Genomic DNA, 25,230 nt, shown 5'->3' on the forward strand with positions numbered 1-25,230 from the left:
CTCGATCACCAGGGCTGCGGCCACGGCGTCCAGCTCACCGCGGGCGGGACGAGGGCCAGCAGCGTCAGCAGCGCGGTGCGCGGGCGGATCCGGCGCGAGCTCCGCTCCCGCAGTCCCGGCGGCGCGTGCCGGTAGGCGGCGGCGAGGGTCTGGAGCGTCCGCAGCCGCTCGCCGAAGGCGGGGTCGCGGGCGAGCGGGCCGTTCACCGGGGCCGCCAGGGTGAGGGGCCTCCCGTCCCGCCGCAGCACGCGGACGACGCGCCCGGAGCGGGTGCCGCGGACCTCGAATCCGGCCACCTCGCGCCAGGGCGTCCTGCGCACCGTCCCGAACCGCTCGTTCACGATCCCGTCCGGGCCGGCCGTCGTGACGCCCCGCCGGTCCAGCAGGAGCAGCCCCAGCGCCGCGGCCGGGCCGAAGACCGCCAGGCAGCGCGGCGACCCGGCCCAGAACGGCCGTGCGGCCGCCGTCGCCAGGATTCCCAGCAGGAGCGCCGCGAGCAGGGCCCCGCGCTCCCTGGGCGTCGCGGGCGGCCGGAACTCCGCCGTCCCGGACGTGTCGGGACGGTCTACGGAAAGGGCGTCGGGCGAAGGATCTTCCACAGGAACCTCCAGATCGCGAACCGCCGTTCACGGCATGCCTTCGCGTCTTGCGACGGACCGCCGCGGCCCTTTGTTCGCGCACCCGGGTTCGGGACACCGTTCCGGCTCGTCTTTTACGGAACCGCCGCCCTGGACTCACCGTATGGTTCACCACAAATTGGTGTAACGGGAACCGGGCTTCAGGGTTCTGGTTTGGAAAAGCTCCGAGACCGTGACGAGGGTGAAGCCGCGCTCCCGCAGCCCCGCCAGGATCTTCGGCGCGGCGTTCACCGTCTCATGGTGAATATCATGAAAAAGTACAACTCCCCCGGGTTTAGGGGATTTCACCCCGGCGCTGACGTTCCGGGCGACGTTGTGGTGGAGCCAGTCCTGGCTGTCGACGCTCCACATGATCTGCGGCATGCCCACCGCGCGTCCCACCTGCGCGTCGGTCGCCCCGTACGGCGGGCGGAACACCTTGGGCTCCACCCCCGACGCCTGCTGGATGGCCCGCTGCGTACGGCGCACCTCCGACCGCACCGCGCCGCTGGACATCCCGGTCAGATTCGGATGGGACCAGGTGTGGTTCGCGAGCTCGTGGCCCTCGTAGGCCATACGCCGCACCAGCTGCTCGTTGCCCCGGACGTTCTGGCCGAGCATGAAGAACGTGGCGCGCGCGCCGGATTCCTTCAGCCGGTCCAGTAGCTGTCCGGTGTGCTCGCCGGGCCCGTCGTCGAAGGTGATCGCCACGCACCTGAGCCTCGCGCAGTCGAGCCGCCGCGCGGCCGGCGGCCCCGCGGGACGCGCCGGCTGCTTCTTCAGCGCGGCCTCCTGGCGCGCGGGCGCCGCCTGCCGCTGACCGTTCGCCGCGTCCCCGGCGCATCCGGCGGCCAGCGCCAATCCCAGGGACAGTAGAATTGCCGAATTCCCGCTTCGCACCACGCACCCCCGAAACGTGTTGCACCGCCCAGAATATCGCCATCCGGGGCGCTACATACCCTGCGCCGGGTTAACCACACACTTCGGGGTATTTCGGGGAGATGCCACATGCCGCCGCGAAGGACGACACGCCGTGACGCCATTGGGGAATGGCGGAATTTCAGCGGACGGGCCAGTCCGGAACCTCGGGCGGCAGATCCTCGCTCACCCGCATGGGGAATTCGGCCGGGCGCTTCTCCAGGAACGAGCTCACGCCCTCGGCGACGTCCGGCGCGGCGCCCATGACCGCCATCAGCCGGGAATCGGCGATGTGCGCGTCCCACGGAGACGGCGCCGACAGGCCCGACCACATGAGCCGCCGGATCGCCGCGACCGACACCGCCGAGGTGTTGCCGGCGATCTCCCCGGCGAGCGCGTACGCGGCGGGCAGCAGTTCGTCCGGCGCGTACAGGCGCGACACCAGGCCGCCCCGGAGGGCCTCCTGGGCGTCGAAGACCCGGCCCGTGGCGGCCCACTCCATCGCCTGCGAGATCCCGACCAGGCGCGGCAGGAACCAGCTCGACGCCGCCTCGGTGACGATCCCGCGCCGCGCGAACACGAACCCGAACCGGGCCTTCTCGCTGGCCAGCCGGACGTCCATCGGCAGCGTCATGGTGACGCCCACCCCGACCGCCGCGCCGTTGAACGCCCCGATGACGGGCTTGAGGCAGCGCGCGATGCGCAGCGCCACCGTGCCGCCGCCGTCGCGCGGGGTGCCGTCCTCCAGGACCTCGTCCTCCGCGCCGAACATGTCCCGCCGCTTGTCCAGGTTGAAGGTGTCACCGCCCCCTTCGAGGTCGGCGCCCGCGCAGAACGCCCGCCCCGCCCCGGTGACGACGACCGCCCGCACCGCGTCGTCGGCGTCGACGCGGTCGAACGCGTCCACCATCTCCCTGCGCATCGCGTAGGTGTAGGCGTTCATCCGGTCCGGCCGGTTCAGGGTGATCGTGGCGATCCCGTCCTGAACCCCGTACTCGATATCGGTGTACGACACTGCGGCCCCTTCTCGCGCCTGCCTGGCTGGCAGAACCCGATTCTAGGAACGCGAAAGAAACACCCGACCCCGGGCCCCCAGGCCCGCCAGAGGCCCCAGGAGCACCCAGAGGCCAGCACAGCGCTAGGAGTGGGCTGAGGGGAACAGTGTGAGCAGGATGTCGCGGCGCCAGTCGTCCGGTCGGCCGGTGAAGTCGCGTGGCGGGACCGGGACGAGATCGTCGCCGTCCCTGGCCAGCCCGACCGTGACCTCGGGAGACAGGTCGAGTTCGGCCGGGATCCCGGCGGCGTCCGTCCCGGGCGCGGCGGCCAGGCGGCGGGCCAGGGCCGCGAGGACCCGCGCCCAGCCCTGCCCCAGGTAGGGCGCCAGTCCGGACACCCGCAGCTCCGGCGACCCGTGCGCGGCCAGTCCCCGCGTGCGCAGTTCCAGTCCGTCCGGGCGCTCGGCGCCGACGATCCGGATCTCGACGCCCGCGGCTTCGCGTCCACCCATGCTCCGACCGTACGGCCCCGGGCGAGTGGATCACCCTTCATGCCCGCGCCGTGGTCCGGCCTCGGCAACGCCGCAGCACTCTCATGACCTATCGGATAAATTACGACAGTGAATTGGGCCGTCACGACGTACGACTCCGCCTTCGGCTACGTCTCCGCACATGGCGCGCCCCTGGTCGATCTGCTCGACCCGCAGCCCGGCGAGCGGATCATCGACCTGGGGTGCGGCACGGGCACGTTCGCCGCGGAGATCGCCGAGCGCGGCGCGGAGGTCCTGGGCATCGACGGCTCGCCCGAGATGCTCGCCCAGGCGGCCGCGCAGCATCCGGGACTGTCGTTCGTGGTCGGGGACGCGCACGACTTCACCACCACCGACCCCTTCGACGCGGTCGCCTCCAACGCCGCCCTGCACTGGATGACCCGCGACCCGGACGCCGTGATCGCCCGGGTGCACGCGGCGCTGCGGCCGGGCGGCCGGTTCGTCGGCGAGCTGGGCGGCGCCGGCAACTGCGCCGAGCTGATCGTCGCGATGCAGACCGCCTGGCGCGTCTTCGGGCTCGGCGAACCCGAGCTGCCCTGGTACTTCCCGAGCCCTGCCGAGTACGCCAAGCGCCTGGAGGACGGCGGGTTCACCCTGAGGCTGCTGGAGCACGCCGACCGTCCCTCCCGCATGACGGAAGGCCCCAACGGCGCCGCCGACTGGGTCAGCGCGTACGCGCCGCGCGCGCTCGCGGACGTGCCGCCGGAGCTGGTGGAACCGCTGCTCGCCCGCATCAACGACCTGGCCGCCCCCGCCCTGCGCCGCGAGTCGGGCTGGGTCGCCGACTACGTGCGGCTGCGGTTCGCCGCCGTGCGCAAGCCCGACAGGGCCGGGCCCATGCCCGACGGCCCGCCCCTGGCGGGCGGCCCCGGCCTCGGGACCGATCCCGGCCTCTGAGGCGTCCCCGGCCGGGTCGTCCTGGGTTCGGCGTGCCCCCGACCGTAGGGTTGGGGCATGCTGCGCCTGCAGGACCACCGCACCGGACAGGCCCTCGAACTCCCGCCCTCCACGCTGCACGTCCACGTCCACGCCGGGCGGGAGCGTGCTCTGGTCACCGCCGACCTGCTGCGCCGGCTGGCCGAGCGGTCCCGCCGCCGCGTCGCGCTCACCCGGGCCGCGCGGGTGCGGCCGCACGCCGACTTCGCCGAGCTCAACCTGCCCGAGGTGGAGGTCGCGGCGGCCGCGGACGTGCCCGGGAACGCGATCTGGGTGGGCTCGGAGGACGTCCCCGAACGCCGCTGCCTGATCGTGCCGCCGGAGCGGTACGCCTGGGCCGAGCTCGTGGAGAGCACGAGCGCCGACCCGCTGAGCGTCCGACTGGCGATCCTGCGTGAGCGCTACCGCGACCCCGACGCGATGGACGGCGACCTCGTCGCCGGGGCGGGCGGCGACCTGGCCCACTGGCGCGAGTCGATGGCCGAGTGGGCGACGGAGCCCGGCCGTCCGCTGGACCGGGCCTACGCGGCCGAGGCCGAGGCGGCGCTGGCCGACGACCTCGACAGCCCCACCGCCCTGGCCGTCCTGGACGACCTGACCGCCGATCCGCAGGTCGAGCCGGGGGCCAAGGTGGAGACCGTCATCCATCTCGACCTGGTCCTCGGCCTCGACCTCGTCTCCGAGATCGGCCGCGCCTGAACGGGGTCAGGCGTCCTGGACGGGGGCGAGCGACCCGTCGGCGACCAGGTCCGCGATCGAGCGTTCGAAGACGTAGGCCGTCCCGCCGCCCGGCTGGTCGAACCACGGCACCGCCACGCCCGTGAGCGCCCGCAGCGCCCGTCGCAGGCGGTAGACCCGCAACGGCCGGTTCTCCCAGTCCGGCGGGAGCGACCGCTCGGCGAACGGCGTCCCCAGCGTGTAGGCGACGTTGCCGCCGTCACCGCCGTAGCGGTCCACGGTCGTGCCCGCCGGGACTCGCGTCTCCCGCCGGTCCCGGAAGAGGCTCAGCGGCGGCTCGCCGGTCAACGGCCCGATCGGGGGCGCGGCCGCGGCCGGGGCCGTGAACAGCAGGGATCCGAGGAGGTACGCCGCCGCCTGCTCCTCTGTCTGGAAACGGACCTCCCGGCGGCGTTCACCGTTCTCCCCGAGGAACACCGACCAGCGCCCGCCCTCGGACATCAGGCTCCAGGCACCGTCGGCGAGCTCGCCGATCCGGTACGCGGCGGAGGCCACGCCCAGCTCGGCCGACCGCCGCTTCAGCGCCGCCGCGACCGGCGACTCCGGAGCCGCGGCGGGCCTGGACGGGGGCCGCCCGGAGTTCGGGTCGGTGTTGAGCCGCGGCGGGACCGGCCGTCCGGTGACGGCGGCGCTCGCGGCGTCCATGGTGTCCTCGTCGATCTCGGGGATCCGGAAGCCGCGCGCCCTGGCGTGCCCGACCAGGTCGGGCTCCGGCGGGACGCCGTGCTCCTCCAGGTAGTAGCCGACCGCCCCGGCCCACACCCACGAGCCGTCGGTGTGGAAGGTCAGCGGGACGCGGTCGCCGCGCGAGGGGTCGATCTGGTCCGGCGCGTACGTCCGCGCCGCCATCACGATCGGCGCCTTCCGCAGGTACTCGACCAGCCGCGCGACCTCGTCCCGCGGGACGTCCGGGCGCGACACCGACGGGCCCTCGCCGTCCGGCCCGGTCTGGTCGAACACGCGCGCCTTCCGCATGCCGCCCCCCGTCTCCGGCGGGGACGGCCGCGGCGACGGCGCGCTCCCGCCCGCCGCGTCGAGACGGCGCTTGACCCAGTCGCGCGAACCGTGGCCGGGGAACCGCTCCACCTCGCGCCGCACGTCCTCGACCGAGGGCTCGGTGTTCCAGGCGGGCTCCTCGTCATTGGTGAACTTGGCCTGGACCCGTACCGAGCCCTCCTCGTACAGCACCCGGTAGTCGATCCGGGACCAGGTGGAGTCCTGGAAGCCGTACGTACCGGCGCGCAAGCGGTCCAGCAGCGACTGCGCGGCGGGGGGCAGGCTCCACGTGAGCATCGTGCGGTCGGCCCGCTGCACCATCGCCGCCGGGAACTCCACATGGTCGCCGACGACCTGGTAGTAGCCGAAGACCTGCTCCCACAGCGCCGGGGCCTGGTCGGCCACCAGGACGCAGAACTCGTCGGAGAGGATCTCCATCTGCTCCATCGGGTTGAGCGCGTCCGTCTCGAAGATCCGCTCGTGGCCGGGCTCGCGGCCGTCCAGCCGGTCGCGCAGCCAGCCCGGCATGTGGGCGCCGTCGCGCGGCATCACGATCTGGTCGCGCTGCCAGCACTCCAGCGGGATCGGCGGGTCCCAGTTCGGGTCGAAGTCGTAGTTGTAGAGGGGACGGATCGGCGCGCCCGGCTGCAGCATGAACCGCACCGAGAACCAGGTGCCCTGTTCCGGCAGGTAGTGGGCGCGGCGCAGCTCCAGCAGCCGCTCGGTCAGCTCCGGCGGGATCGATTCGGGCGTCATGCTCTTGCCGTCCTCGGTGAGCACGGTCAGGGCCACGTCGTTCACCGCGACGGTGGCGATGCAGTGCAGGTCGATCCGGCCGGCGCCGGGCGGCACCAGCCGCGACAGGACGTCGATGACCCGGTTCTGAGCCTCGCCGATCCGCTCCTTCTGCCCGCTCACTGACAGCTCCCCCATAACACTCGTCACACCTTGAACCCGCAGGTTACCGGTCGTAACGGTGCACGCCAGGCAAAAACCGATTGCACGGACGGGCCCGCTCGGCCAGGCTCGGTGCATGCGCATCGACGACCTGATCGAGCTGGAGGAACGCGGCGAGCTGCCGGAGTTCGTGCTGTTCTGGGGCGGCAAGACGGCCAAGGGCTGCCTCAGCCAGTGGCACCCCTCGCCGTTCGCGGTCGACGGCGTCACCTACCCGACCGCCGAGCACTTCATGATGGCGGAGAAGGCCCGGCTCTTCGGCGACGCCGCCGCGGTCGAGAAGATCCTCGCCGACCCCGACCCGGGCCGCGCGAAGGCGCTCGGCCGCCGCGTCCGGAACTACGCCGAAGAGACCTGGGTGCGGGAACGCTACGACATCGTCGTGCGCGGCAACGTGGCCAAGTTCGGCGCGCACGACCGGCTGCGCGACTTCCTGTCCGGCACCACCGGGAAGGTCCTCGTCGAGGCCAGCCCGCTGGACACCATCTGGGGGATCGGCTTCGGCGAGGAGCGGCCGGAGGCGCTGCGGCCGTCCCAGTGGCGCGGCCTCAACCTGCTCGGCTTCGCCCTGATGGACGCCCGCGAAGCGCTCACCTGAGCAGCGCCGCCACCCCGGCCACCAGTTCGGTCTGGCGCAGCCGGTCCGCCGGGAACGGCATCGCGATGATCCGGTGGGCGCCGGCCTCGGCCAGCTCCGCGAACCGCTCCGCCGCCGCGGCCGGCTCCCCGACGATCAGCGAGGCGCGCGCCCCCGCCTCGTCCATCCCGTACTCGGTCAGCCCGCGCACCTGCGCGTCGATCCGCGCGGCCGGCACGTCCCCGAGGCCGACGCTGACGCCGACGGTCAACCGCGGCACCGGACGGCCGTACTCCTCCGCCAGCCCGCCCAGCCGGCCCATCGCGGCGGCGATCTCCGCGGGCCCGGAGAAGGCCGCGTACCACTCGTCGCCGTACCGGGCGACCCGGCGGAGCGTCCCCGCGCCCCCGCCGATGAGCAGCGGCGGCACGGTCGCTCCGGGCGACAGCGCGACCTCCTCCCCGGCCACCTTGACCGGCTCGCCCGCGATCAGCGCGGGCAGCACGTCCAGCGCCGCGTCGGTCCGCGCGCCGCGTTCGCGGTAGGGGACGCCGACCGCCCGCCAGGCCGCGTCGCCGTGCACGGCCCCGCCCGAACCGACGCCCAGCAGGACCCGGCCGCCGGACAGGTGCTGCAGGCTCGCGATCTGCTTGGCCGCCCACGCCACCGGCCGCAACGCCACGATCATCACCCCGAAGCCGAGCCGGATCCGCTCGGTCGCGGCGGCGGCGGTCGCCAGCGTCAGCGTGCTGTCGACGTACGGCCTGCCCTTGGGGATCAGGTGGTCGCCCACCCAGACCGACTCCAGCCCCACGTCCTCGGCGTGCCGCGCGTGCTCGGCCGTGCCCGCCGACGGATCCACGCCGAACGCGGGTAGGTGCACCCCGACCTTCGTCATCACCGCACCTCCAGCAGCGTCTTGCCCACGCTCGCGCGCGACTCGATCGCCGCGTGCGCGTCCGCGGCCCGCTCCAGCGGGAACCGCCGGCCGATCAGCGGACGCAACCGGCCGGCCGCGGCCTCGTCCAGAGCGTGCAGGGTGCACTCGCGGATCGCCTCGGGGGTCGGCTTGGCCTCGACGAGGGTCACGCCCCGCTCGGCGGCCCGCTCCGGCGGGACGCCCGCCCACTCGCCGCTCGCCAGCCCGTAACTGATCATCCGGCCCCCTCGTCCGACCAGATCGAACGCGGCGCGGCCGATGTCGCCGCCGACCCCGTCGAACACCGCGTCCACCCCGCCGACCGCCGCGCGCACGCGGTCGGGCCAGCCGGGAAGGGTGTAGTCGACCACCACGTCCGCGCCCAAGTCGCGCGCGACCTCCGTCTTGCGCTCCCCGCCGGCCGCCGCGACGACCGTCGTCCCCTCGGCCCTCGCGAGCTGGACCAGCAGCGTCCCCACACCGCCCGCGGCGGCCTCGACCAGCACCCGCTCGCCGGGCCGCGGCGCCACCGCCCGCAGCATCATCGTCGCGGTACGGCCGTCGGCCAGCAGCGCGACCGCCTCGTCCAACCGCAGCCGCTCCGGCACGGGGAACAGCCCGGCGGCGTCCACCGCGGCCACCTCGGCATAACCGCCCGAGCCGCCCGTTCCGGTCACCACCCGCGTCCCGACCAGACCGGGGTCGGCCCCCTCGCCGACCTCCGTCACCACACCACCGACACCATTCCCCGGAATCACCGGCAACTCCACCTGGAACGGCGAGAAGCCGCCCGACCGGAACTGGGTCTCCACGAACGTGATGTTGGCGAACTCCACCTCCACCAACACCTGCCCGGGCCCCGGGACCGGATCGGGCGCCTCCCCCGCGACGAGCACCTCGGGCCCGCCGAACTCCTTCAACCAAACCGCGCGCATCAGAGTCGCCTTCCGTTTCGTTCAACGACCCTGCAAACCCTGCAACCTCCACCTCGCTTGAGGTCAACCCACGGCGTTCCGTTAGCGTGCGGGCCATGACGGTCGCCCGCTCCCTGCTCCTGTTCGCCCTGGCCGCGATCGCCGAGATCGGCGGCGCCTGGCTGGTCTGGCAGGGCGTCCGCGAGAACCGCGGCGCCGCCTGGATCGGCGCCGGCGTCATCGCCCTCGGCCTGTACGGCTTCGCCGCCACCTTCCAGCCCGACGCCCACTTCGGCCGCATCCTCGCCGCGTACGGCGGCGTCTTCGTCGCCGGATCCCTGCTCTGGGGCATGGCCATGGACGGCTACCGTCCCGACCGCTACGACATCGCCGGCGCCGCCATCTGCCTGGCGGGCGTGGCCGTCATCATGTACGCCCCCCGCTCCTGATCACGTCTTCCGCGGGGACGGCCCGGGCAGCACCGCCGCGATCTCGGGCTTCAGCAGATCCCGCACGTTCGCGTACGACCCCGTCAGCCGGTCGTACGGGCACTCGCTACCGCCGGTCGAGTAATTGATCTCGAACCGATCCGTGCCGAAGAACGGCGTCGACGCCGGCCACGTGCTCGGTTCCCGGTTCGGATTCGGGAAGAAGTCGGAACGCTGCGGCCCGTCCCGCCTGCATCCCTCCGGCCCCCACATGGTCGGGCTGTCCCCCTTCAGCCGCCCCCACAACGTCTTGAGGCCCGCCCCCGTCAGCGTGCCGGGTTTGAACACGTCCTCGTTGGTCAGCACCCGCCCGGTCTTCAGGTCCACCGTCACCGCACGCCCCGGCATCTCACCGTCCGCGGGCGCGCAGTACTCCGCCTGCACCCGGTAGACGACCGAGACCAGCGCCGGACCCCGCACCCCGATTCGCACACTGGTGTTGACCTGCGCGTTCTGTGTGCACGCCGCCCCCGCCTCCGCCGTCCCCTTCCGCATGAACCCGACGGTGTCGTCCAGCGGAGCCCGCAGCGCCTGGTTGATCCGCCGCTGCAGGGCCGCGTTCGCAAGCCCGGAGACCCGCGCGTACTGCGCGTTCCGGACCACCAACCGCACATCGGTGTACGACTGGTTCATCGTCGATACCGTCGCCACCACCGGCCGCGGCCGCGGCTCGTCATTCTGGTTCGTGTACGCGTACGTACCGCCCGCGCCCGCCACCACCGCGGTCCCCGCCACGGCCAGCGCGGCCTTGCCGCCCACGCCCGCCAGGAACCCCGAAGCGCTGCCCGTGGCGCCACCCCCGCCCCCGACCGCCGCGCCACCGCCGACCGCCGCCCCACCGCCGGCGGCCGCGGCCGTACCTGCCACGACCGGCGCCGCAGGAGCGATCCCCGCCGCGACCAGCGGGAACAGCGCCGCCAACGCGACCGCCGTACCCGCCAGCGCCCGCACTCCGCGATGCTCCCAATCCGGCCCGTACGCCTCCGCCGCCGCCTGCTCCAACTCCCCGACGAAAGCGGCCGCCCCGTAGGGACGCTGCGCCGCGTCCTTGGCCATCCCGCGGCTCACCAGTTCCCGCAACGCCTCAGGCAGCTCGTCCACCGGAACCGGCGCGTTCGTGTGCCGCGCCCTCAACTCCGGCCCCGACCCCGTATAGGGCAGCCGCCCCGTCACGCACTCGAAGAACACGCACGTGGCCGCGTACACGTCCGCCGCGGGCGTCGCAGGCTCACCCCTCCACTGCTCAGGAGGCATGTACGCGGGCGTGCCCGACCGCGTCCCCTCCCCATGCGAAGCCGCGATCCCGAAGTCGATGAGCTTGCTCAACCCATCGGCCTGCACCACCACATTGGCCGGCTTGAAGTCCCGGTGCACGACCCCCACCGCATGCGCCGCCGCCAATCCCAGCAACGACCCCTTCAACACCGCCAGGGACGACTCCACCCCCAGAGCACCGTGCTCCGCCAACACCTCCTTCAGCGACACCCCATTGATCGCCTCCATGACGATCGCCGCCCCGTGCTCGCTCTCCACCAGCCGGTACAGCCGCGCCACATGCGGGTCCGACACCCGCCCGAGCAGCACCGCCTCCTGCCGCAACCGCTCGAGCTCCTCCGCCGACGCCCGGTACAGGTACTTGACCGCCACCGGCGTCCCGGCCGTCTGATGCCGGGCCAGCACCACCCGCCCCTGAGCCCCGGTGCCCAGCTCCCGGACCTCCTGGAACCCGTCGATCCGCCACTCGCTCACCGCACACCCTCCTGCCACGATCATCAGGCACGCACCGTGAGATCGCCGTACCTGACCGGAAAGTTCGGCGGAACCTCCCACACCACCCGGCCGACCTTTCCGCAACGAATCCCTTTTCCCGCCCCAGGCTCCTCTGTAAGCTTTCGCAGGTACTCCGCCCCGTTGTCGAGACTGGACGATCAGGGATGGCGATGCGCGCCCGGTTGGTACGTTTCTCCCCTCACCGGCCTCGCCGCGTACGCACCACCGCCACACTGGCACTACTCGCGGCCGCCTCGCTCTCCGCATGCGGAAGCGGCCCCTCCTCGGGCACCTTCAAACCCAAGGGCTCCTTGGCCAGCACCACCCCGGGCACCCCCACCGCGTCCAGCCCACCCACGGCCATCCCAACCGCCGAACTAACCAAGACCGTCCTGACCCGCTACAACGAGTACAGGAAGGTCTTCAAGCGGGTGTACGAGATGAACGACGCCGCCGAGCTCAGCACCGTCGCCATGGATCCGCTGCTCGGCGAGGTCACCCGCGATATCGCACAGATCAGGGCAAAGGGCGAGATCTGGCGCTTCACCACCGTCTCCAACGCGCGCGTCTACAGCCGTTCCAAGGACGGCCTCACCGTCTACGTGGTCGACTGCATCCGCACCCTGGCGGGCTACCGCTTCTCGGCGAAGACCGGCAAGCGCACCGGAGGCGGCCCTGGAGGCGCCTTCCTCCACCGCACCGCCGTCCGCTATGACCAGGGCACGTGGAAGGTCTCCGACTCCGTACGGGACAAGAAATGCTGACGCCCGACCGAACGCGCCGCTCCGTCGCCGCAAGCGCCAGAAACCTCGCCGGCGCCTCGCCCGCACCCGTCACGGCTCGCAGAGAAGGACACCCGATGCGCTCCGTTCCCCTTCCACGCCCGTCCCGCCGGCGCTCCGTCCTGGGCGGCGCCTTGGTGACGGGCGCGCTGACCGCCACGGTCATCACCGCCCTCCCCGCCACCGCCGCCCCTTGCACCCTTCCTGGCGGCAACCTCGACTGCAGCAAGTCATCCCCGGGCGGCTCCTCCGGCGGAGGCATCGGGACGGGTGGCGGAGGAGGAGGCGGCAGCACCGGCGAGATCCCCACACTTGACGGCCTGGACAGCGGCGGTATCGGTGCGCAGAACGCCCCTCCGCAAGCGGCGGCGGCCGTACCGACCGCGGTACTCGCCCAGCAGGCACGCGACTCGGCCCAATTCCCCGTTCCTCAGGTCCACACCTCCCCCGAGGGCAGGACCTACGTTCGGGTGCGCACGGGCCTTTGGGTCGAAGGCTTCACCACGGTGTCGACAGAGCCGATCACCGTGGACGGCCAGACCATCCAGGCCACCGCGACTCCGAAGAGGGTCGAATGGAATCTCGGCGAGACCACGCTCACCTGCAACGGAGCGGGCAGCCAGAACGACACGACTTGCAGTCACACGTATCAGAGATCGTCCACCCAGCAGCCGGGCGGCGCCTATCAGATCACCGCAACGATTTACTGGGGTGTCGCATGGACCTGCACCGGAGCAAATTGTGATGCTGCAGGCGGAACTCTCGAAGATGCCTCAAGTCCCTCGGCCCCGACTCCGCTGATCGTGGGCGAGATCCAGACCAACACGCAGCAATGACCTTCACATTGCGCGGGACGACGCGCGTCACTGCGACCCCAGCCATCCTTGTGTCGGCGGCCCTCTGTCTCTCCGCCTGCAGCGACGAGGGCCAAAGTGCTCCCCCACCGCCGAAACCCTCCAGTAGCACGGCCGCCTCGCCACCGCCCAGCTATTCGCCTGAGAAGATCAAGGCTGCGTCGCTCACGCCGAAGGAAGTCGGCAAAGACATCCGAGAAACCCAGGCGGCGGTGGAGGCCTTGAAGGATCGACAAGCCCCCATGTGCTCCCTTTCAGGGGTCGAACTCAAGGGCGATCCGGAAATCGGTGTGCGCCAGTACGCTAACTCCGCCCAGGGCAGCGATGAGATCAGGTATGCGCAACTGATCGCCCGCTATGACGACGGCGGCGCGGCCAACGAGTCGTTCCAGGCTTTGCGGAGCAGCGCGCGCGGGTGCCCACCACGACGTAACGTCCCGGCCAAGAAGATCCGCAAGAACTTCACATTGTTCGCGCACGACGACACCTGGAAGGTGACCGAGGACACCGTGGCCGGATGGCGCCGGCTCCGCGGAACGGAGCAACAGACCTACCCCGCCTCCGCGAGCAAGTTCAACGTGCTCCACTTCATGTACGACTATGCCGTTCGGGGTAATTTGGTGATCGCCACGGTGTACTGGGAGCGCACCGAGCCGAAGAAGCCGGCGGATCCGATCGGCCGCCGGGCCACGGAATTGCTGACCAAGCAGTTGCAGAAGTTCGGATGACCCGGAGCGGCCAGCACATTCCCGGCTACGTCGAGGTCCAGGAACTGGGGGCCGGGACGCAGGGGCGTGTGGTGCTGGCCCGCCATGAGGTGACCGGCGGCCATGTGGCGATCAAGTACCTGGCCTCAAGGCTGCTGGGTGACACCCGTGCCCGCGAGACGTTCCGCAGCGAGGCGGAACTGTTGAAGCGCGTGGCCAATCCCCATGTCGCCCGTCTCCTGAACTATGTCGAGGCTCCCGAGGGTGCGGCCATCGTCATGGAGGCAGTTCCCGGTCGATCGCTCCGCGCCGTACTGAACGGGCACGATCGCCCCTTGGAACCCGAGGCCGCGCTCACCATTCTCAAAGGCTCGCTCCAAGGGCTGGCCGCCGCCCACGCGGTCGGCGTGATCCACCGTGACTACAAGCCCGCGAACGTCCTCATCCAGGACGACGGTCAGAGCAAGCTCATCGATTTCGGCGTCGCCGTTCTCTCCGGCCAGGGCAACATCATGGGCACGCCCGCTTACATGGCGCCAGAGCAATGGGAAGGTGCTCCGGCGACTCCGGCCACCGATGTGTATGCCGCGACCTGCGTTCTCTATGAGTGCCTGACAGGCCATAAGCCTTACTATCTCGCCACCACCCAGGCAGCCCTGCGCGCGCACCACATCACCGCACCGGTTCCCATCGACGAGCTACCCGAGCCACTGCGACCACTGGTCGCCCAAGGCATGGCGAAGAATCCTGGTCGACGTCACTGGGACATCGTCGCTCTCCTCAGCGAGCTCGACGCCGTGGCCTCGGCGACCTACGGCTCCGACTGGGAACGCCGGGGCCTGGTGTCCCTGTGCGCGGCCGCCGCGGTCCTCGCCGCAACCCTCCCTGTCGCGATGCTCGGCGGCGCGCTCACCCCTGGAGCGTTGATCGCTCCGGGAGCCCAGGCCGCGGGCGAGGCCGGGCGGGTGCTGGGCGGCAAGGGCCTGCTGGCCAAGATCGGCGGTGCCAAGGGCGCCGGTGGGGCCGCCGCCGGAACGGCCGCCGCCGTCATGATCGGGCTGTACTTCTGGCCCGAGGGGCCCGGCGTGGGCGGCACCTCCACCGGCGACTACCGGGCGTACTTCACCCGCCCCAGCGTCGTCCTCGCCAACGCCTCGATCCCCGACGGCGACAACGCCGCGAGCCCGCTGGTGAGCGAGAAGATCACCATCACTCCCGCCCGCGCCAAGCCGGGCACCCGCGTCCGTGTGGACATCATCTGGCACGCAAGAACACCGTGGGGGCTCCAGTATCTCGGTCGCGGAAATTTCCGCTGCCTGTCCCCCAATTCCGAACGGGCCGACGCCTACCACCGGGGGTACAGTTTCGGCCTCGGCGAGGAGAGGACCCAGAGCAAGGACACAAAGAAGCCGGACATCTGGCTTTACCGCACAAACGACAAGTCACCGAACGACATTCCCACGGGTACACCCGTCCGCGTCCAGGGCAACCTCGCCAAGCAGCATGACCAGGAAAAATACTACGACAACAAACACTGCTCCTGGACGTTCAACGCCAGCACGACCATAGATTTCGCCGTCCCTCTCGGCTCTTCGGTCACTCCTGGAAAGTACCGGCTGTCCCGGTACTATCCGGTCGGAATAGGCCAGGTGAAGGTGGAAGTGAACCGCCGCCTCACCACGATCACTCCCGCCTCGGCGGGCGCGCGGGTCGAGGGCTCCCTGCCGGCTCTGGAAGTACTGGAGTCCTGAGCCGGGGCAAGCGTGCTCAGAAGTGGAAGGCGGCTACTCCCCAGCCTGGTTTGTTCTGGGCTTCGCGGGTCCATTCGATGCATGACTCGACGGCTTCCAGGACCTCGCTGTCGAGGGAGTCGCGCTGTTCCTGGGTCGTCGCCTCCCATTGGGCCAGGGCCTCGGCGCACTGGGCCGGGGTCCATTCGCCGTAGCAGGGCAGGTGGTCGGGGCGAGGAAGCGGGGAAGGGACGGAGCCGTACATGAAGTCGGTGACGGCGACGGCTTTGATTCCCAGCTTGGCCAGGCCCTCGTCCACTGTCTCCAGCCAGGCGCCCCGGAACGGGGAGAAATGGTTGTTGTAGAGGAACCGGCCGTAGAATTCGCAGATGGTCTGGAAGGCATAGCCGTACTGGAAACTGTAGGACTCGTCGAAGGGGCCGCCGTTGATGACCGCGCGGACGGCTTCGTAGCGGGTGGGGCAGCCCTCTTCGATCTGGTCGGAGAAATACTCGTCGTCGTGGGCGAGCCGGGTCTTGAAACGGCCTCCGATCATTCGCCGCAGTTTGTCGTCCTGCGCACCGATCGCGCCGTTGAGCTTGTTGAGATCGACGAGGTAGGGGCTCAGCGAGTAGCTCATGGGCGCGACCCTAGCGGTCCGCTCCGACAGTCGTCCGGACGATCTCCTCGCAGAGCCGGTGGGTTTCCAGGGCGTCGGTGACGGGCGGGAACTCGCCGGTGCGGACGGCTTCCAGGAAACCCAGTGTGATCTGCTCGATGCCGCGCTGGCGGGCGACCGAGATCCAGTCGCCCCGGCGGTGCAGGGTGGTGCCGCCGCGGTGGTCGATGACGTCGGAGAGGTTGAGCACCTCGCGTTTGGCGTCGCGTCCCATGACCTCGAGGGTCTCCTCGGTGGAGCCGCTGGAGCGGTTCATGACGCCGATGGCGGTGAAGCCGTCGCCCGACAGTTGCAGGACGACGTGGTGCAGCGCGCCGTCGCGGACGCGGGTGCGGACGTCGGTGTGCTCGATGGGGCCCGGGACGAGGAAGCGCAGGGTGTCGACGACGTGGATGAAGTCGTCGAAGACGACGGTGCGGGGCTCGGCGGGCAGGGCCGCGCGGTTCTTCTGCAGGACGATCAGGTCGCGCGGGTGGTCGAGGAGGGCGCGGTAGTCGGGGGCGTGGCGGCGGTTGAAGCCGACCATGAGGCCGGTGCCGGTGCGGGCCGCGAGGTCGGCGAGGTGCGCGGCGTCGTCGAGTCCGGCGGCGAGGGGCTTGTCGACGTAGGCGGGCACTCCGGCCTGGAGGAGGCGTTCGGTGATGGGGCGGTGCAGGCCGGTGGGGGCGTGGACGAGGGCGGCGTCGAGGTCTTCGGCGAGCAGGTCGTCCAGGGAGCCGTGCCGGTGGCGGAGGCGGTACGAGGCGGCCACCCGGTGAAGGGTCGCCACGGAGCGGGTGTGCAGGTGCAGTTCGATGCCGGGCTGGGCGGAGAGGACCGGCAGGTACGCCTTCTGGGCGATGTCACCGAGTCCGATCACGCCGATCTTGAGCGTCTTCACTTTTGCGAAGGTACCGTTCCAAGGCGGTCAGGTGCCCAGGTGGCCTGCGGCGACGCTCTTCGGGACGACCATCCGCCACGCGTCGGTGACCAGTTCGCGCATCTCGGGTTCGTCGAGGGCGGCGGTCCGGGCGTCCACCCAGTTGAAGCGCTGGTCGGAGAGGCGCGGCAGGTGGAATTTGGCGGGTTCGGACGCGATGAGCGCGTCGCGTTCCTCCTTGGGGAAGGCGAAGCCCATCACGGTCTCGTCCTGGGAGAACGCGACGTAGACGATGGCGCCGACGCGGAACTTGACGCGGTCCCTGATCAGGTGCTCGGTGGTGCGGGGCAGGGTGAGGGCGAGCCGGCGGACGTCGGCGACGGTGATCAACGCGGTCTCCGTATTGGATCGGTCATTTCAAAACGTGGTAGCGTGCCGCCATGGCCCGTCCACGGAACTTCGACGAGGAGCGGGCGGTCGAGGCGGCGATGCGCGCGTTCTGGACCGCCGGGTACGAGGCGACCTCCACCCAGGATCTGTGCGAGGCCACCGGGCTGGGCCGCAGCAGCATCTACAACACCTTCAAGAGCAAGCACGACCTGTTCGAGCGGTCCCTTCGACGCTACATGGACCTCAAGACGGGCGGCTACACCTCGCTCCTGGAGGGCCCCGGGACGGTCCGCGGGAAGATCACCGAGTTGCTGCGGCGGATGATCGACGACGAGACCGGGGACGGCCTGGGCTGCCTGGTGGTCAACACCGCCGTCGAACTGGCACCGCGGGACCCCGAGGTCGCCGCGCTGCTGGAGCGGGACTACCGGCGGCGGCTCGAGGTACTGCGCGCGGCGTTCGAGGCCGGGCGGCGGGACGGGGAGATCGCCCCTGACCGGGATCCGGTCGAGATGGCCCATTTCATCATCGCGACGATCAGCGGCATCCGGGTGGCGGCCCGTTCGGGCGCCGAGCGGGCGACCTTGGAGGCGGTGGCGAGCGCGGCGCTCCGCGCCTTCTGACCCACGCGTATGGGGCCGTCCCGACGCATGCCCAAATTTTAAACCGATCGATCTAAAATGAGAGGAGAACGCCCATGCCATGGGCGATCTATGTGCTGGGGTTCGCGATCTTCGCGCAGGGCACCTCGGAGTTCATGCTGGCCGGGCTGCTGCCCGAGATGGCGGCCGAGCTGGGCGTGTCGGTGCCCACGGCCGGACTGCTGATCTCCGCGTACGCCCTCGGGATGGTGGCCGGCGCGCCGGTGCTGGCGATGGCCACGCTCCGGCTGCCGCGCCGCACCTCGCTGCTGGCGTTCCTCGGGGTCTTCGTCCTGATGCACGTGGCGGGCGCGCTGACCCCCGGCTACGAGGTGCTGTTCGCGACCCGGCTGCTGGGCGCGATCGCCAGCGCCGGGTTCTTCGGGGTGGCGGCGGTCGCGGCGGTCGACCTGGTGCCGGAGAACGCGCGCGGACGGGCGATCGCGATCGTCATCGGCGGGATCACCGTGTCAACGATCCTGGGCGTCCCCGGCGGCACGTTCCTCGGGCAGTACCTGGGCTGGCGGTCGGCGTTCTGGACGGTGGCGCTGCTGTGCGCGGTCGCGCTGGTGGGCGTGGCCATGGCCCTGCCAGGGCGTTCCAATGCGGGGCCCGTGCCGGGGCTGCGTGAGGAGTTGCGCAGCCTGTCCTCGCTAGGGCTGTGGATCGCCTACGGGACGAGCGCCCTGACCTTCAGTTCCATGATGGCGACCTTCAGCTATCTGGGGACGATGCTGACCGGCACCACGGGCCTGTCCGAGGCGTGGGTGCCGGCCGTGCTGGCGCTGTTCGGCGTCGGGTCGCTCATCGGCATCACGATCGGGGGGCGGGTCGCCGACGCGCACACGTTCCGTACGCTCACCGTTGGGATGGCGGGAGTTGTGCTTGCGTCGTCCGGTATCGCCCTAGGAGCGAGCTACCCGGTTGTGGTCATCGCGCTGGTGCCCTTGCTCGGCGGGTTCGGCCTTGCGACCAACCCCGCGGTGAGCGTCCGCGTGTTCGCGCACTTGGGCGAGGTGCGCACCTTGGCCGGCGCCATGGTGACCTCGACCATCAACGTGGGGAACACACTCGCGCCATGGCTCGGCGGGCTCGTCATCAGCGCGGGCTTCGGCTACCCCTCCGCCGCCTGGGCCGGTGCGGGGATGGCCCTGGCGGCACTGGGCATGGTGGCGCTGGGCGCCTTCGTCAGCACTGCGGCTTCTTCATCCCGTAGACCGCCCGCTGCCCTGGATGCTCCGCCAACGCCCACACCTGATTCGCGCCACGCCAGCAGTGCAGGTCCTCAGGACCGAACGAAGCGCTCTCGCGCTTCACGTCCTTGAAGCCGTTCGACCAGACGGCCTGGATGAGTTGCCCCTGGTTCTTGTTCTGGCCGGCCGCGTAGGGCTGCTCCTCCTGGGGGACGTTGCGCGTGAACCACCAGGTGCCGTCCGAGGCGGTCCCTCCCTGTACGTACGACACGGGGAGCCGGGCCACCGAGGACGGCGTGGCGCGACCGGCGGCGTCGGTCTCCAGGTCGTTCGTCCCGCTGTCGCTTGTCAGCTGGTACTGCGCGACGCGCCCGTTGCCGTTCTTGCACCGCTCGCCCGTCACCAGCCTGTCGCTGCCGGTGCGGTTGATGGACAGCCACGAGTGGTTCGGGGTGCCGTTGGCCGTGCAGGAACCGCCGGACTGCTTGTTCGGGACGTACGACAGCACCTGCGGCATCACGTACCGGTACCCGTAGCCGTAGTAGGTCTTGCCCTCCAGGCCGACCTGGTCGGGCTTGCCCGTGGAGCCGTTCTCGCTCTTGCCCAGGTCGAAGATCTGGCGCATGTCGAAGACGCGCAGACCCGTGTTGGTGTCGGCGACGTAGAGGCGGTTGCCGTACCAGGCGATGCCCCCGGCGTGGATGCCGGTGTCCGAGCCGTGGGCGCCGACCGGCTCAAAGGTGGTCTTGCCGTCGGCGTTCTGGTACGGCCACACCAGCAGCACGTGCCGGTAGGTGTTGTCCTTGGTGTTGATGAAGGTGACGCGCGCGCTCTTGTGCGGGGCCTTCTTGTCGGCGTCGTACCAGCTGACCAGGAGGGGCTTCTCCGAGCCCCATTTCTCGTCGTCCTGCGCGTCGGAGACGCCGGTCATGCCCTGCGGGTACCACTCTTTGGACTTGGTGTCGGCGGAGTTGAAGCAGAACACCTTGGCCCCTGCTGGGACTTTGGCGGCGGAGCCACAGCTTCCGCCCCATTTGCCCGTGCGGCCGCCCTTCTGGTTGAGCAGGTCTTGGACGCCTGTCGTTTCCAGGTTCTCGGCCATGCCGCCAAGGGCGCCTGCGTCCGGCCCCTTGCCGGCCTTAAGGATGTAGGGGCTCTTGGACGGCGGCGCGGCGGACGCGGTCGCCGCCACCTTCTCGGAGTAGTCGGGGACGAAATAAGCGAAGGCGGGAGCTCCGATGGCCACGATGGAAAGGGGGGCGGCCAGGGCGAGCAGGCGCCGACCGTTCACGTGATCACCTCCAGGGGATCACGGAAGTTAGCATTATTCGGACTTTTCACCCAAGATCACGCTAAGCAATGACATCATCGCTGGTGGAGATCCTTGGGAGGTCAGCGGTACCGCCACGCGGAACGGGTGTCGACGACGCTCTCACGCGAATCTTGATAACGATTCGATATCGCGGTAAACCGCACCTGGGGGAAGCGCGTCGCAGCGCGGCCCCCGCGGCGATCCCGCACGTCACGGGACCACCGGCAGGGGCCGCCGGCAAGCCGGGCCGGCGGCGCGTCAGGCCGGCATCGGGATCAGCCCAGGCGGCACGTGCCGCTGTCGGCCTTGCCCGGGTCGCTCTCCGAGACCGCCTTCACCTGGAGCTTCGCCCGCGGGTCGGCGCCGGCGGCCGGCTTGGCCCACACCTCCACCGACGTCCGCTCGCCCGCCTTCGCGGTGGCCAGCGAGTTCGGCACCCAGGTCGTCCAGCGGGCGTCGGACGCCGACGCCGTCACTCGGAACACGTCCGACGCGTGGTTCCCGCTGCCGCCCTTGCCGGAGTTGCGCACCGGCATCGTGCACTTCATCCAGCCCGAGCCCGCGTTCTGCACCCGGCCCTTGTCCACCTTCACCCCGCGCCGCTGAGAGCCGGCGCCGTCCAGCGAACGGATCGCGACCGTGTAGGACAGGATCCCCTTGCCGTCGCGCTTGAGGTCGAGCACGTAGAAGTGCAGGCGGTTGGCCTTGTCGACGTACTCGAACTCGCTGCCCGACCCGTTCCCGGCGTGGAAGAGCGCGTCCGACAACTGCCGGTAGTCGCCGATCGTCATCTTCTGCGGCGTGCCGTTCGGCAGGACGAAGTCGACCTTGTCGATGTCCTGCGGGTTGGCGTCCTTCACCCAGATGAACGGGGCGTCGTCCTTGTCCTTGGTCTTGGACAGCAGCACGCCGGAGTCGGGTGTGAAGGAGTCGAAGCCCATCCGGTCGACGACCTCGAGGGTGTAGTTGTCGTAGCCGCCGCCGTCGCAGAGCGCGTCGGCGGTCTCGTCGCACGCGGGGCTCTTGTCCCCGCCCGTGCCGAGCTTGAGGTTGATGCCGGCCAGGCCGCCCTTGCCCGGGTCGGCGGCGCGCGCGGTCACTTTGGCGACCATGGCCCCGGACGCGGCGAGGGTGTCGCGGTCGAGTCGCAGCACGTGATCTGGGTCGACGATGCCCAGCTTCAGCTTGTTGCGGAGCGTGTGCTGGGCGCCCATCGAGCCGCCGCCCGTCGCCGGGACCATCCACCGGCTGTGCGGCCCGCCGGGGCCGTTGAAGCTGCCCCGGCTCAGCATCTCCCACGGACCGGAGTACGCGCGCCGCGCGGGGACGGCGTACGGGTTGTTGTAGTTGTCGCCGATCCCCAGGATGTGGCTGAACTCGTGCGCGAAGACGCCCATTCCGGAGCTCTCCGCCTGGGTCGAGCTACCGCTGACGGCGTTCGGCCAAATGGTGGAGCCCGACGCCCAGGACGACCACGGGACGTACCGGGTCTTCACCCAGTTGGGCAGCGCGGGGTCCTTCGGGCCCCATTCGGGCGTCACCTCCTCCGGGGAGTTGAACTTCATCTGCCCGAACTCCTGCCACGTGGACGATTCATCTTGTCCAGCGGAGAGGAAGAAGACGAAGTCGAACTCCTTGGCCTTCGCCTCGCCCACGTCCGCGATCCACGCCGCCCGCGCGTCCGCGCGGATGTCGCGGTCGCAGGTGTCCCCGGTGGGGCAGCCCGTGCCGCCCTGCATGCGGTTCTCCACGCCGTACTCGTGGTCCTTGGCGGGCATCCGGTACGCGCCGAACGCGGTCAGGTCGACCCCGTAGCGGCCCCCGGAGTCCTCCATCCAGTACTCGTGGAGGGTGTGCCCCCTGTTGAGCTGCTGGGGCTTGTTGAGGAAGTCCTGGTAGAACCGGGCGACCTCGCCGCGCGGGACGTCGCCGGCCAGGCTCGGGTTGCCGAAGATCGTGGAGTTCTTGGCCTGGGTCACCACGAACTCCTGGTCGGGGTAGTCGACCAGGACGACCGCGCCCTTGAAGTTCTTGACCGACCCCTTCCTGGACTGGTCGGCCCAGGAGGTGCCCGGGACGGGCTTGTAGTCGTCCCAGGTCATCGTGTCGGGCAGTTCGTAATCCTGCGGGTCGATCGGCCTGGGGGCGCCCGCGGCGAACGTGCGCTGCTGCTGGGCGCGCTGCCACGGCTGGGTCTGCGGCCAGTGCCGCATCTGCCAGGGGTTCTTGGTGGGTTCGGGGATCGGCGCCCGCTGCCGTGCGGTCGCCGGCGCCGCCGCGAGCCCCGCGGACAGTGTCAGGATCGTCACGAGCGGTACCAGCAGTCTCTTGTCAACGCGCATGTCTCACCCGTCTGCAGTTGTTGGTGAGACCGTAGAGACGCCGGTTTCATCCCGGCAATGGCCGAGATAGCCGATCTTGAACGCGCCGCGCTAGCACCTACCGCCGTGGCCGCCGGGCGGCCGTCACGGGAGTCAGAGGAGCGGTCGGCGGGCGGTGACGATCCCGTCCTCGTCGCTGTAGAGATGATCGCCGGGACGGAACTCCGCGCCGCCGAAGCGCACCGCCACGTCCACCTCGCCGGCGGCGTCCTTGGCGCTCTTGCGCGGATTGGACCCCAGCGCCTTGATCCCCAGTTCGAGGGTGCGCAGGGTGGCGACGTCCCGCACGGCGCCGTTGATGACCACCCCGGCCCAGCCGTTGCGCACCGCCGCGGCGGCGATGAGGTCGCCCATCAGCGCCGAGCCGAGCGAGCCGCCGCCGTCCACGACCAGGACACGGCCCTCGCCGGGCGTGTTGAGCAGCCGCTTCACCAGGGCGTTGTCGCGGTGGCAGCGCACGGTCGCGATCGGGCCGGCGAACGCGGTGCGCGCCCCGTAACCGCGGAACTGCGTCTCGCAACTCTGCAGTTCGTCCCCGAAGTCATCGATCAGATCGGCGGTCGCGAAGTCCATGCGGGGCAGCCTACCGAGACCCCTACCGGCAGGTAATCGGCGGTCCGGGGCCGGGGGAGGCCGGACGCCTGACAGGACACGGTGATCTTCGGTAAAACCTTCTTCTGAACCCAGGAGGTCGCCATGCAGCCCCCCAGCCGGCCCGGCCCCGCGTTCGAGCCGTTCCAGCAGCTCGAACCGGGAGATCCGGCACTGATCGGCGGCTACCGGGTGCTGGCCCGGCTCGGCACCGGCCGGCTCGGCACCGTGTACCTGGCGGCCACCCAGAGCGGGCGGCGGCTGGCCCTCAAGTCGGTGCGGCCCGAACTCGCCGCCGACGACGCGTTCCGGCGCCGCTTCAAGCAGGAGATCGCCGCCGGCCAGCGCGTCCGCGGGCCGTTCCTCGCCAGGGTGGTCGACGGGCACGCCGAGGGGTCGCGGCCCTGGGTGGCGACCGAGTTCGTCCCCGGCCCCACCCTCGCCGACGCGGTGACCGCGAACGGGCCGCTGCCCGTCCCGGCGGTGCGCGTGCTGCTGGACGCCCTCGCGCAGGCCCTCCAGGCCCTGCACGACGCCGACCTGGCGCACGGCGATCTGCGGCCGTCCAACGTGCTGCTCGCCGAGGACGGGCCGCGCGTCGTCGACTTCGGATCGCTGGAGCACGAGCCGTCCGCGCCCGGTGATGTGTTCATGCTCGGCCGTACGGCCCTGTTCGCGGCGACCGGGCAGGAGCCGCCGGACCTCGGCGACTGCCCGGACGAGCTGCGCGGCCCGATCGAGCGCTGCCTCGCCGAGCGGCCGGACGAGCGTCCCGAGCCGCGCACGCTCGCCGCGGAACTGGAGGAGGACGATTCGAAGGAGGACGGGTCGCCGGAGGCCGGTTGGCCGCCGTCAGGGCTCGCCGAGCTGCTGCCCGCCTACCTCGCCGAGCCGCCGCGCCCGGACGCGTCCCCGCTCCCCGACCCCGACCCCGCCCCCTCACCCGAGCCTCCGGCTCCGGCCGCGCCGTCCGCGCCCACCGCGCCCACCGCGCCGTCCACCCGACCCGACGTTCCCGCCAAGGCGCGCCCCCGGCCCAACTTCGTCGTCCCGGAGCAGCCGCCGCAGACCGACCCGTCCCTCGCCCAGCACGCCGTGGAGCCGGTGATGGGCAGCTACCGGCACGACCTGGTCGTCGCGCTCGGCATCGGCGGCGGCGCGTTCGGGCTGCTGGTCCTGATCCTGCTGCTGCTCTTCCTCAACTAGACGGGGTGTCGGTCGGCCGCCCGATCAGCCGGGACAGCACGATCGCGGTCTTGGTCGCGGTGATGTTGTCCTCCCGCCGCAGCCGCTCCAGCGCCTGCTCCAGATGCTGGATGTCGCGGACCCGCACGTGCACCAGCGCGCTGGCATCGCCGCTGATGGTGTAGGCGGCCATCACCTCGGGATGCTTGCGGATGCTGGAGTAGATCTCGTCGGGCGAGGTCGCCCCGGTGCAGAAGATCTCGATGAACGCCTCGGTGGTCCAGCCGAGCGCGGCCGGGTCGACGACCGCGGCGAACCCGGTGATCACGCCGTCCGCGCGGAGCCGGTCGACGCGCCGCTTCACCGCCGGGGCCGACAGGCCGACCCGGTCGCCGATCTGCGCGTACGAGGCGCGGCCATGCTCCAGGAGCTGCGCAACGATTCGACGGTCCAGCTCGTCAAGACGCAACGGATCACCTCCTGGACGACGATTCCGGACGCTGGTCGTGCGCCGATCCCGAACATACGCTGAATATGGGTGGGCGGCCAG

General features: G+C 71.0%; 25 protein-coding genes. 11 read left to right on the plus strand and 14 right to left on the minus strand.

Annotation, left to right across the window (positions count from 1 at the left end; all coding sequences use genetic code 11):
* Positions 1–5: 5 nt before the first annotated feature.
* The 4 genes from ABD340_RS17575 to ABD340_RS17590 all read right to left on the minus strand — a co-directional run bounded on the left by ABD340_RS17575 (position 6) and on the right by ABD340_RS17590 (position 3,042).
* Positions 6–599 (minus strand): hypothetical protein, encoded by a 594-nt coding sequence (locus ABD340_RS17575; protein ID WP_344590048.1) that lies wholly within the window; start codon positions 597–599, stop codon positions 6–8.
* A 147-nt stretch (positions 600–746) separates the two neighbouring features.
* Entirely contained in the window at positions 747–1,328 is a 582-nt protein-coding gene (locus tag ABD340_RS17580) for a polysaccharide deacetylase family protein (protein ID WP_344590049.1), read from the minus strand.
* 349 nt (positions 1,329–1,677) lie between these two features.
* On the minus strand, positions 1,678–2,550 hold the full coding sequence (locus ABD340_RS17585) for a crotonase/enoyl-CoA hydratase family protein (protein WP_344590050.1): 873 nt from the start codon (positions 2,548–2,550) through the stop codon (positions 1,678–1,680).
* Positions 2,551–2,673: 123 nt separating this feature from the next.
* Positions 2,674–3,042 carry a hypothetical protein gene (locus tag ABD340_RS17590; protein WP_344590051.1) on the minus strand — a complete coding sequence of 123 codons (369 nt, stop codon included), beginning with the start codon at positions 3,040–3,042 and terminating at the stop codon, positions 2,674–2,676.
* 108 nt (positions 3,043–3,150) lie between these two features.
* On the opposite strand from ABD340_RS17590, the gene ABD340_RS17595 reads away from it, so the two are divergent.
* Both ABD340_RS17595 and ABD340_RS17600 read left to right on the plus strand, forming a co-directional pair.
* A complete protein-coding gene (locus ABD340_RS17595) occupies positions 3,151–3,978 on the plus strand; it encodes a class I SAM-dependent methyltransferase (protein ID WP_344590052.1) in 828 nt (275 codons plus the stop codon).
* A 57-nt stretch (positions 3,979–4,035) separates the two neighbouring features.
* Entirely contained in the window at positions 4,036–4,716 is a 681-nt protein-coding gene (locus ABD340_RS17600; RefSeq protein ID WP_344590053.1) for a hypothetical protein, read from the plus strand.
* 6 nt (positions 4,717–4,722) lie between these two features.
* Here ABD340_RS17600 and ABD340_RS17605 read toward each other — a convergent pair whose 3' ends face one another.
* On the minus strand, positions 4,723–6,669 hold the full coding sequence (locus tag ABD340_RS17605; protein WP_344590054.1) for a TNT domain-containing protein: 1,947 nt from the start codon (positions 6,667–6,669) through the stop codon (positions 4,723–4,725).
* Positions 6,670–6,784: 115 nt separating this feature from the next.
* On the opposite strand from ABD340_RS17605, the gene ybiA reads away from it, so the two are divergent.
* A complete protein-coding gene (gene ybiA, locus ABD340_RS17610) occupies positions 6,785–7,306 on the plus strand; it encodes a riboflavin biosynthesis intermediates N-glycosidase (protein ID WP_344590055.1) in 522 nt (173 codons plus the stop codon).
* On the opposite strand, the gene ABD340_RS17615 is transcribed toward ybiA, so the two are convergent.
* Both ABD340_RS17615 and ABD340_RS17620 read right to left on the minus strand, forming a co-directional pair.
* On the minus strand, positions 7,299–8,183 hold the full coding sequence (locus tag ABD340_RS17615) for an LLM class flavin-dependent oxidoreductase (RefSeq protein WP_344590056.1): 885 nt from the start codon (positions 8,181–8,183) through the stop codon (positions 7,299–7,301). The two genes, ybiA and ABD340_RS17615, sit on opposite strands and share 8 nt — an antisense overlap.
* Positions 8,183–9,139, minus strand: coding sequence for a zinc-binding dehydrogenase (locus ABD340_RS17620; RefSeq protein WP_344590057.1), 957 nt, complete (start codon positions 9,137–9,139; stop codon positions 8,183–8,185). The genes ABD340_RS17615 and ABD340_RS17620 overlap by 1 nt, the downstream gene beginning before the upstream one ends.
* A gap of 95 nt (positions 9,140–9,234) precedes the next feature.
* Here ABD340_RS17620 and ABD340_RS17625 point away from each other — a divergent pair, with 95 nt between their 5' ends.
* Entirely contained in the window at positions 9,235–9,567 is a 333-nt protein-coding gene (locus ABD340_RS17625) for a YnfA family protein (protein ID WP_344590058.1), read from the plus strand.
* Here the strand turns inward: ABD340_RS17625 and ABD340_RS17630 are convergent, their stop codons facing one another.
* Positions 9,568–11,355 carry a serine/threonine protein kinase gene (locus ABD340_RS17630; protein WP_344590059.1) on the minus strand — a complete coding sequence of 596 codons (1,788 nt, stop codon included), beginning with the start codon at positions 11,353–11,355 and terminating at the stop codon, positions 9,568–9,570.
* Positions 11,356–11,687: 332 nt separating this feature from the next.
* Between ABD340_RS17630 and ABD340_RS17635 the strand changes: the two genes are divergently transcribed.
* The 4 genes from ABD340_RS17635 to ABD340_RS17650 all read left to right on the plus strand — a co-directional run bounded on the left by ABD340_RS17635 (position 11,688) and on the right by ABD340_RS17650 (position 15,470).
* Positions 11,688–12,140 (plus strand): hypothetical protein, encoded by a 453-nt coding sequence (locus tag ABD340_RS17635; RefSeq protein ID WP_344590060.1) that lies wholly within the window; start codon positions 11,688–11,690, stop codon positions 12,138–12,140.
* Between the two features lie 155 nt (positions 12,141–12,295).
* Complete coding sequence (locus tag ABD340_RS17640; RefSeq protein ID WP_344590061.1) at positions 12,296–12,994, plus strand: hypothetical protein; 699 nt, start codon at positions 12,296–12,298, stop codon at positions 12,992–12,994.
* Entirely contained in the window at positions 12,991–13,740 is a 750-nt protein-coding gene (locus tag ABD340_RS17645; RefSeq protein WP_344590062.1) for a hypothetical protein, read from the plus strand. The genes ABD340_RS17640 and ABD340_RS17645 overlap by 4 nt, the downstream gene beginning before the upstream one ends.
* On the plus strand, positions 13,737–15,470 hold the full coding sequence (locus ABD340_RS17650) for a serine/threonine-protein kinase (RefSeq protein WP_344590063.1): 1,734 nt from the start codon (positions 13,737–13,739) through the stop codon (positions 15,468–15,470). The genes ABD340_RS17645 and ABD340_RS17650 overlap by 4 nt, the downstream gene beginning before the upstream one ends.
* Before the next feature lie 16 nt (positions 15,471–15,486).
* Here the strand turns inward: ABD340_RS17650 and ABD340_RS17655 are convergent, their stop codons facing one another.
* From ABD340_RS17655 to ABD340_RS17665, 3 genes are read right to left on the minus strand one after another with little or no spacing between them, the layout of a single operon-like run.
* Positions 15,487–16,089, minus strand: coding sequence for a DUF7691 family protein (locus ABD340_RS17655; protein WP_344590064.1), 603 nt, complete (start codon positions 16,087–16,089; stop codon positions 15,487–15,489).
* A gap of 10 nt (positions 16,090–16,099) precedes the next feature.
* Complete coding sequence (locus ABD340_RS17660) at positions 16,100–17,008, minus strand: Gfo/Idh/MocA family protein (protein ID WP_344590065.1); 909 nt, start codon at positions 17,006–17,008, stop codon at positions 16,100–16,102.
* A 27-nt stretch (positions 17,009–17,035) separates the two neighbouring features.
* Positions 17,036–17,377, minus strand: a complete 342-nt coding sequence (locus ABD340_RS17665; protein WP_344590066.1) for an MmcQ/YjbR family DNA-binding protein — start codon at positions 17,375–17,377, stop codon at positions 17,036–17,038.
* A 50-nt stretch (positions 17,378–17,427) separates the two neighbouring features.
* Here ABD340_RS17665 and ABD340_RS17670 point away from each other — a divergent pair, with 50 nt between their 5' ends.
* Positions 17,428–18,000: a TetR/AcrR family transcriptional regulator gene (locus tag ABD340_RS17670; protein ID WP_344590067.1), complete on the plus strand. Its 573-nt coding sequence runs from the start codon at positions 17,428–17,430 to the stop codon at positions 17,998–18,000.
* A gap of 74 nt (positions 18,001–18,074) precedes the next feature.
* Entirely contained in the window at positions 18,075–19,343 is a 1,269-nt protein-coding gene (locus ABD340_RS17675; protein WP_344590068.1) for a Cmx/CmrA family chloramphenicol efflux MFS transporter, read from the plus strand.
* A 1,455-nt stretch (positions 19,344–20,798) separates the two neighbouring features.
* Here the strand turns inward: ABD340_RS17675 and ABD340_RS17680 are convergent.
* Positions 20,799–22,865, minus strand: coding sequence for a M6 family metalloprotease domain-containing protein (locus ABD340_RS17680; protein ID WP_344590069.1), 2,067 nt, complete (start codon positions 22,863–22,865; stop codon positions 20,799–20,801).
* Positions 22,866–22,997: 132 nt separating this feature from the next.
* On the minus strand, positions 22,998–23,477 hold the full coding sequence (gene rraA / locus ABD340_RS17685) for a ribonuclease E activity regulator RraA (protein ID WP_344590070.1): 480 nt from the start codon (positions 23,475–23,477) through the stop codon (positions 22,998–23,000).
* A gap of 123 nt (positions 23,478–23,600) precedes the next feature.
* Between rraA and ABD340_RS17690 the strand changes: the two genes are divergently transcribed.
* Complete coding sequence (locus ABD340_RS17690) at positions 23,601–24,701, plus strand: serine/threonine-protein kinase (RefSeq protein ID WP_344590071.1); 1,101 nt, start codon at positions 23,601–23,603, stop codon at positions 24,699–24,701.
* Here ABD340_RS17690 and ABD340_RS17695 read toward each other — a convergent pair.
* Positions 24,694–25,149 carry an Lrp/AsnC family transcriptional regulator gene (locus ABD340_RS17695; protein WP_344590072.1) on the minus strand — a complete coding sequence of 152 codons (456 nt, stop codon included), beginning with the start codon at positions 25,147–25,149 and terminating at the stop codon, positions 24,694–24,696. The genes ABD340_RS17690 and ABD340_RS17695 overlap by 8 nt on opposite strands.
* Positions 25,150–25,230: the final 81 nt, after the last annotated feature.

Source organism: Actinomadura vinacea, assembly GCF_039532545.1.
In the GTDB taxonomy this organism is placed as follows: domain Bacteria; phylum Actinomycetota; class Actinomycetes; order Streptosporangiales; family Streptosporangiaceae; genus Spirillospora; species Spirillospora vinacea.

Bases quoted from the DNA above. Each gene is read 5' to 3' on its own strand.
- ABD340_RS17590 (WP_344590051.1), bottom strand. From the start codon at position 3,042: ATGGGTGGACGCGAAGCCGCGGGCGTCGAGATCCGGATCGTCGGCGCC.
- ABD340_RS17600 (WP_344590053.1), top strand. From the start codon at position 4,036: ATGCTGCGCCTGCAGGACCACCGCACCGGACAGGCCCTCGAACTCCCG.
- ybiA (WP_344590055.1), top strand. From the start codon at position 6,785: ATGCGCATCGACGACCTGATCGAGCTGGAGGAACGCGGCGAGCTGCCG.
- ABD340_RS17615 (WP_344590056.1), bottom strand. From the start codon at position 8,183: ATGACGAAGGTCGGGGTGCACCTACCCGCGTTCGGCGTGGATCCGTCG.
- ABD340_RS17620 (WP_344590057.1), bottom strand. From the start codon at position 9,139: ATGCGCGCGGTTTGGTTGAAGGAGTTCGGCGGGCCCGAGGTGCTCGTC.
- ABD340_RS17625 (WP_344590058.1), top strand. From the start codon at position 9,235: ATGACGGTCGCCCGCTCCCTGCTCCTGTTCGCCCTGGCCGCGATCGCC.
- ABD340_RS17645 (WP_344590062.1), top strand. From the start codon at position 12,991: ATGACCTTCACATTGCGCGGGACGACGCGCGTCACTGCGACCCCAGCC.
- ABD340_RS17650 (WP_344590063.1), top strand. From the start codon at position 13,737: ATGACCCGGAGCGGCCAGCACATTCCCGGCTACGTCGAGGTCCAGGAA.
- ABD340_RS17655 (WP_344590064.1), bottom strand. From the start codon at position 16,089: ATGAGCTACTCGCTGAGCCCCTACCTCGTCGATCTCAACAAGCTCAAC.
- ABD340_RS17670 (WP_344590067.1), top strand. From the start codon at position 17,428: ATGGCCCGTCCACGGAACTTCGACGAGGAGCGGGCGGTCGAGGCGGCG.
- ABD340_RS17675 (WP_344590068.1), top strand. From the start codon at position 18,075: ATGCCATGGGCGATCTATGTGCTGGGGTTCGCGATCTTCGCGCAGGGC.
- ABD340_RS17680 (WP_344590069.1), bottom strand. From the start codon at position 22,865: ATGCGCGTTGACAAGAGACTGCTGGTACCGCTCGTGACGATCCTGACA.
- rraA (WP_344590070.1), bottom strand. From the start codon at position 23,477: ATGGACTTCGCGACCGCCGATCTGATCGATGACTTCGGGGACGAACTG.
- ABD340_RS17690 (WP_344590071.1), top strand. From the start codon at position 23,601: ATGCAGCCCCCCAGCCGGCCCGGCCCCGCGTTCGAGCCGTTCCAGCAG.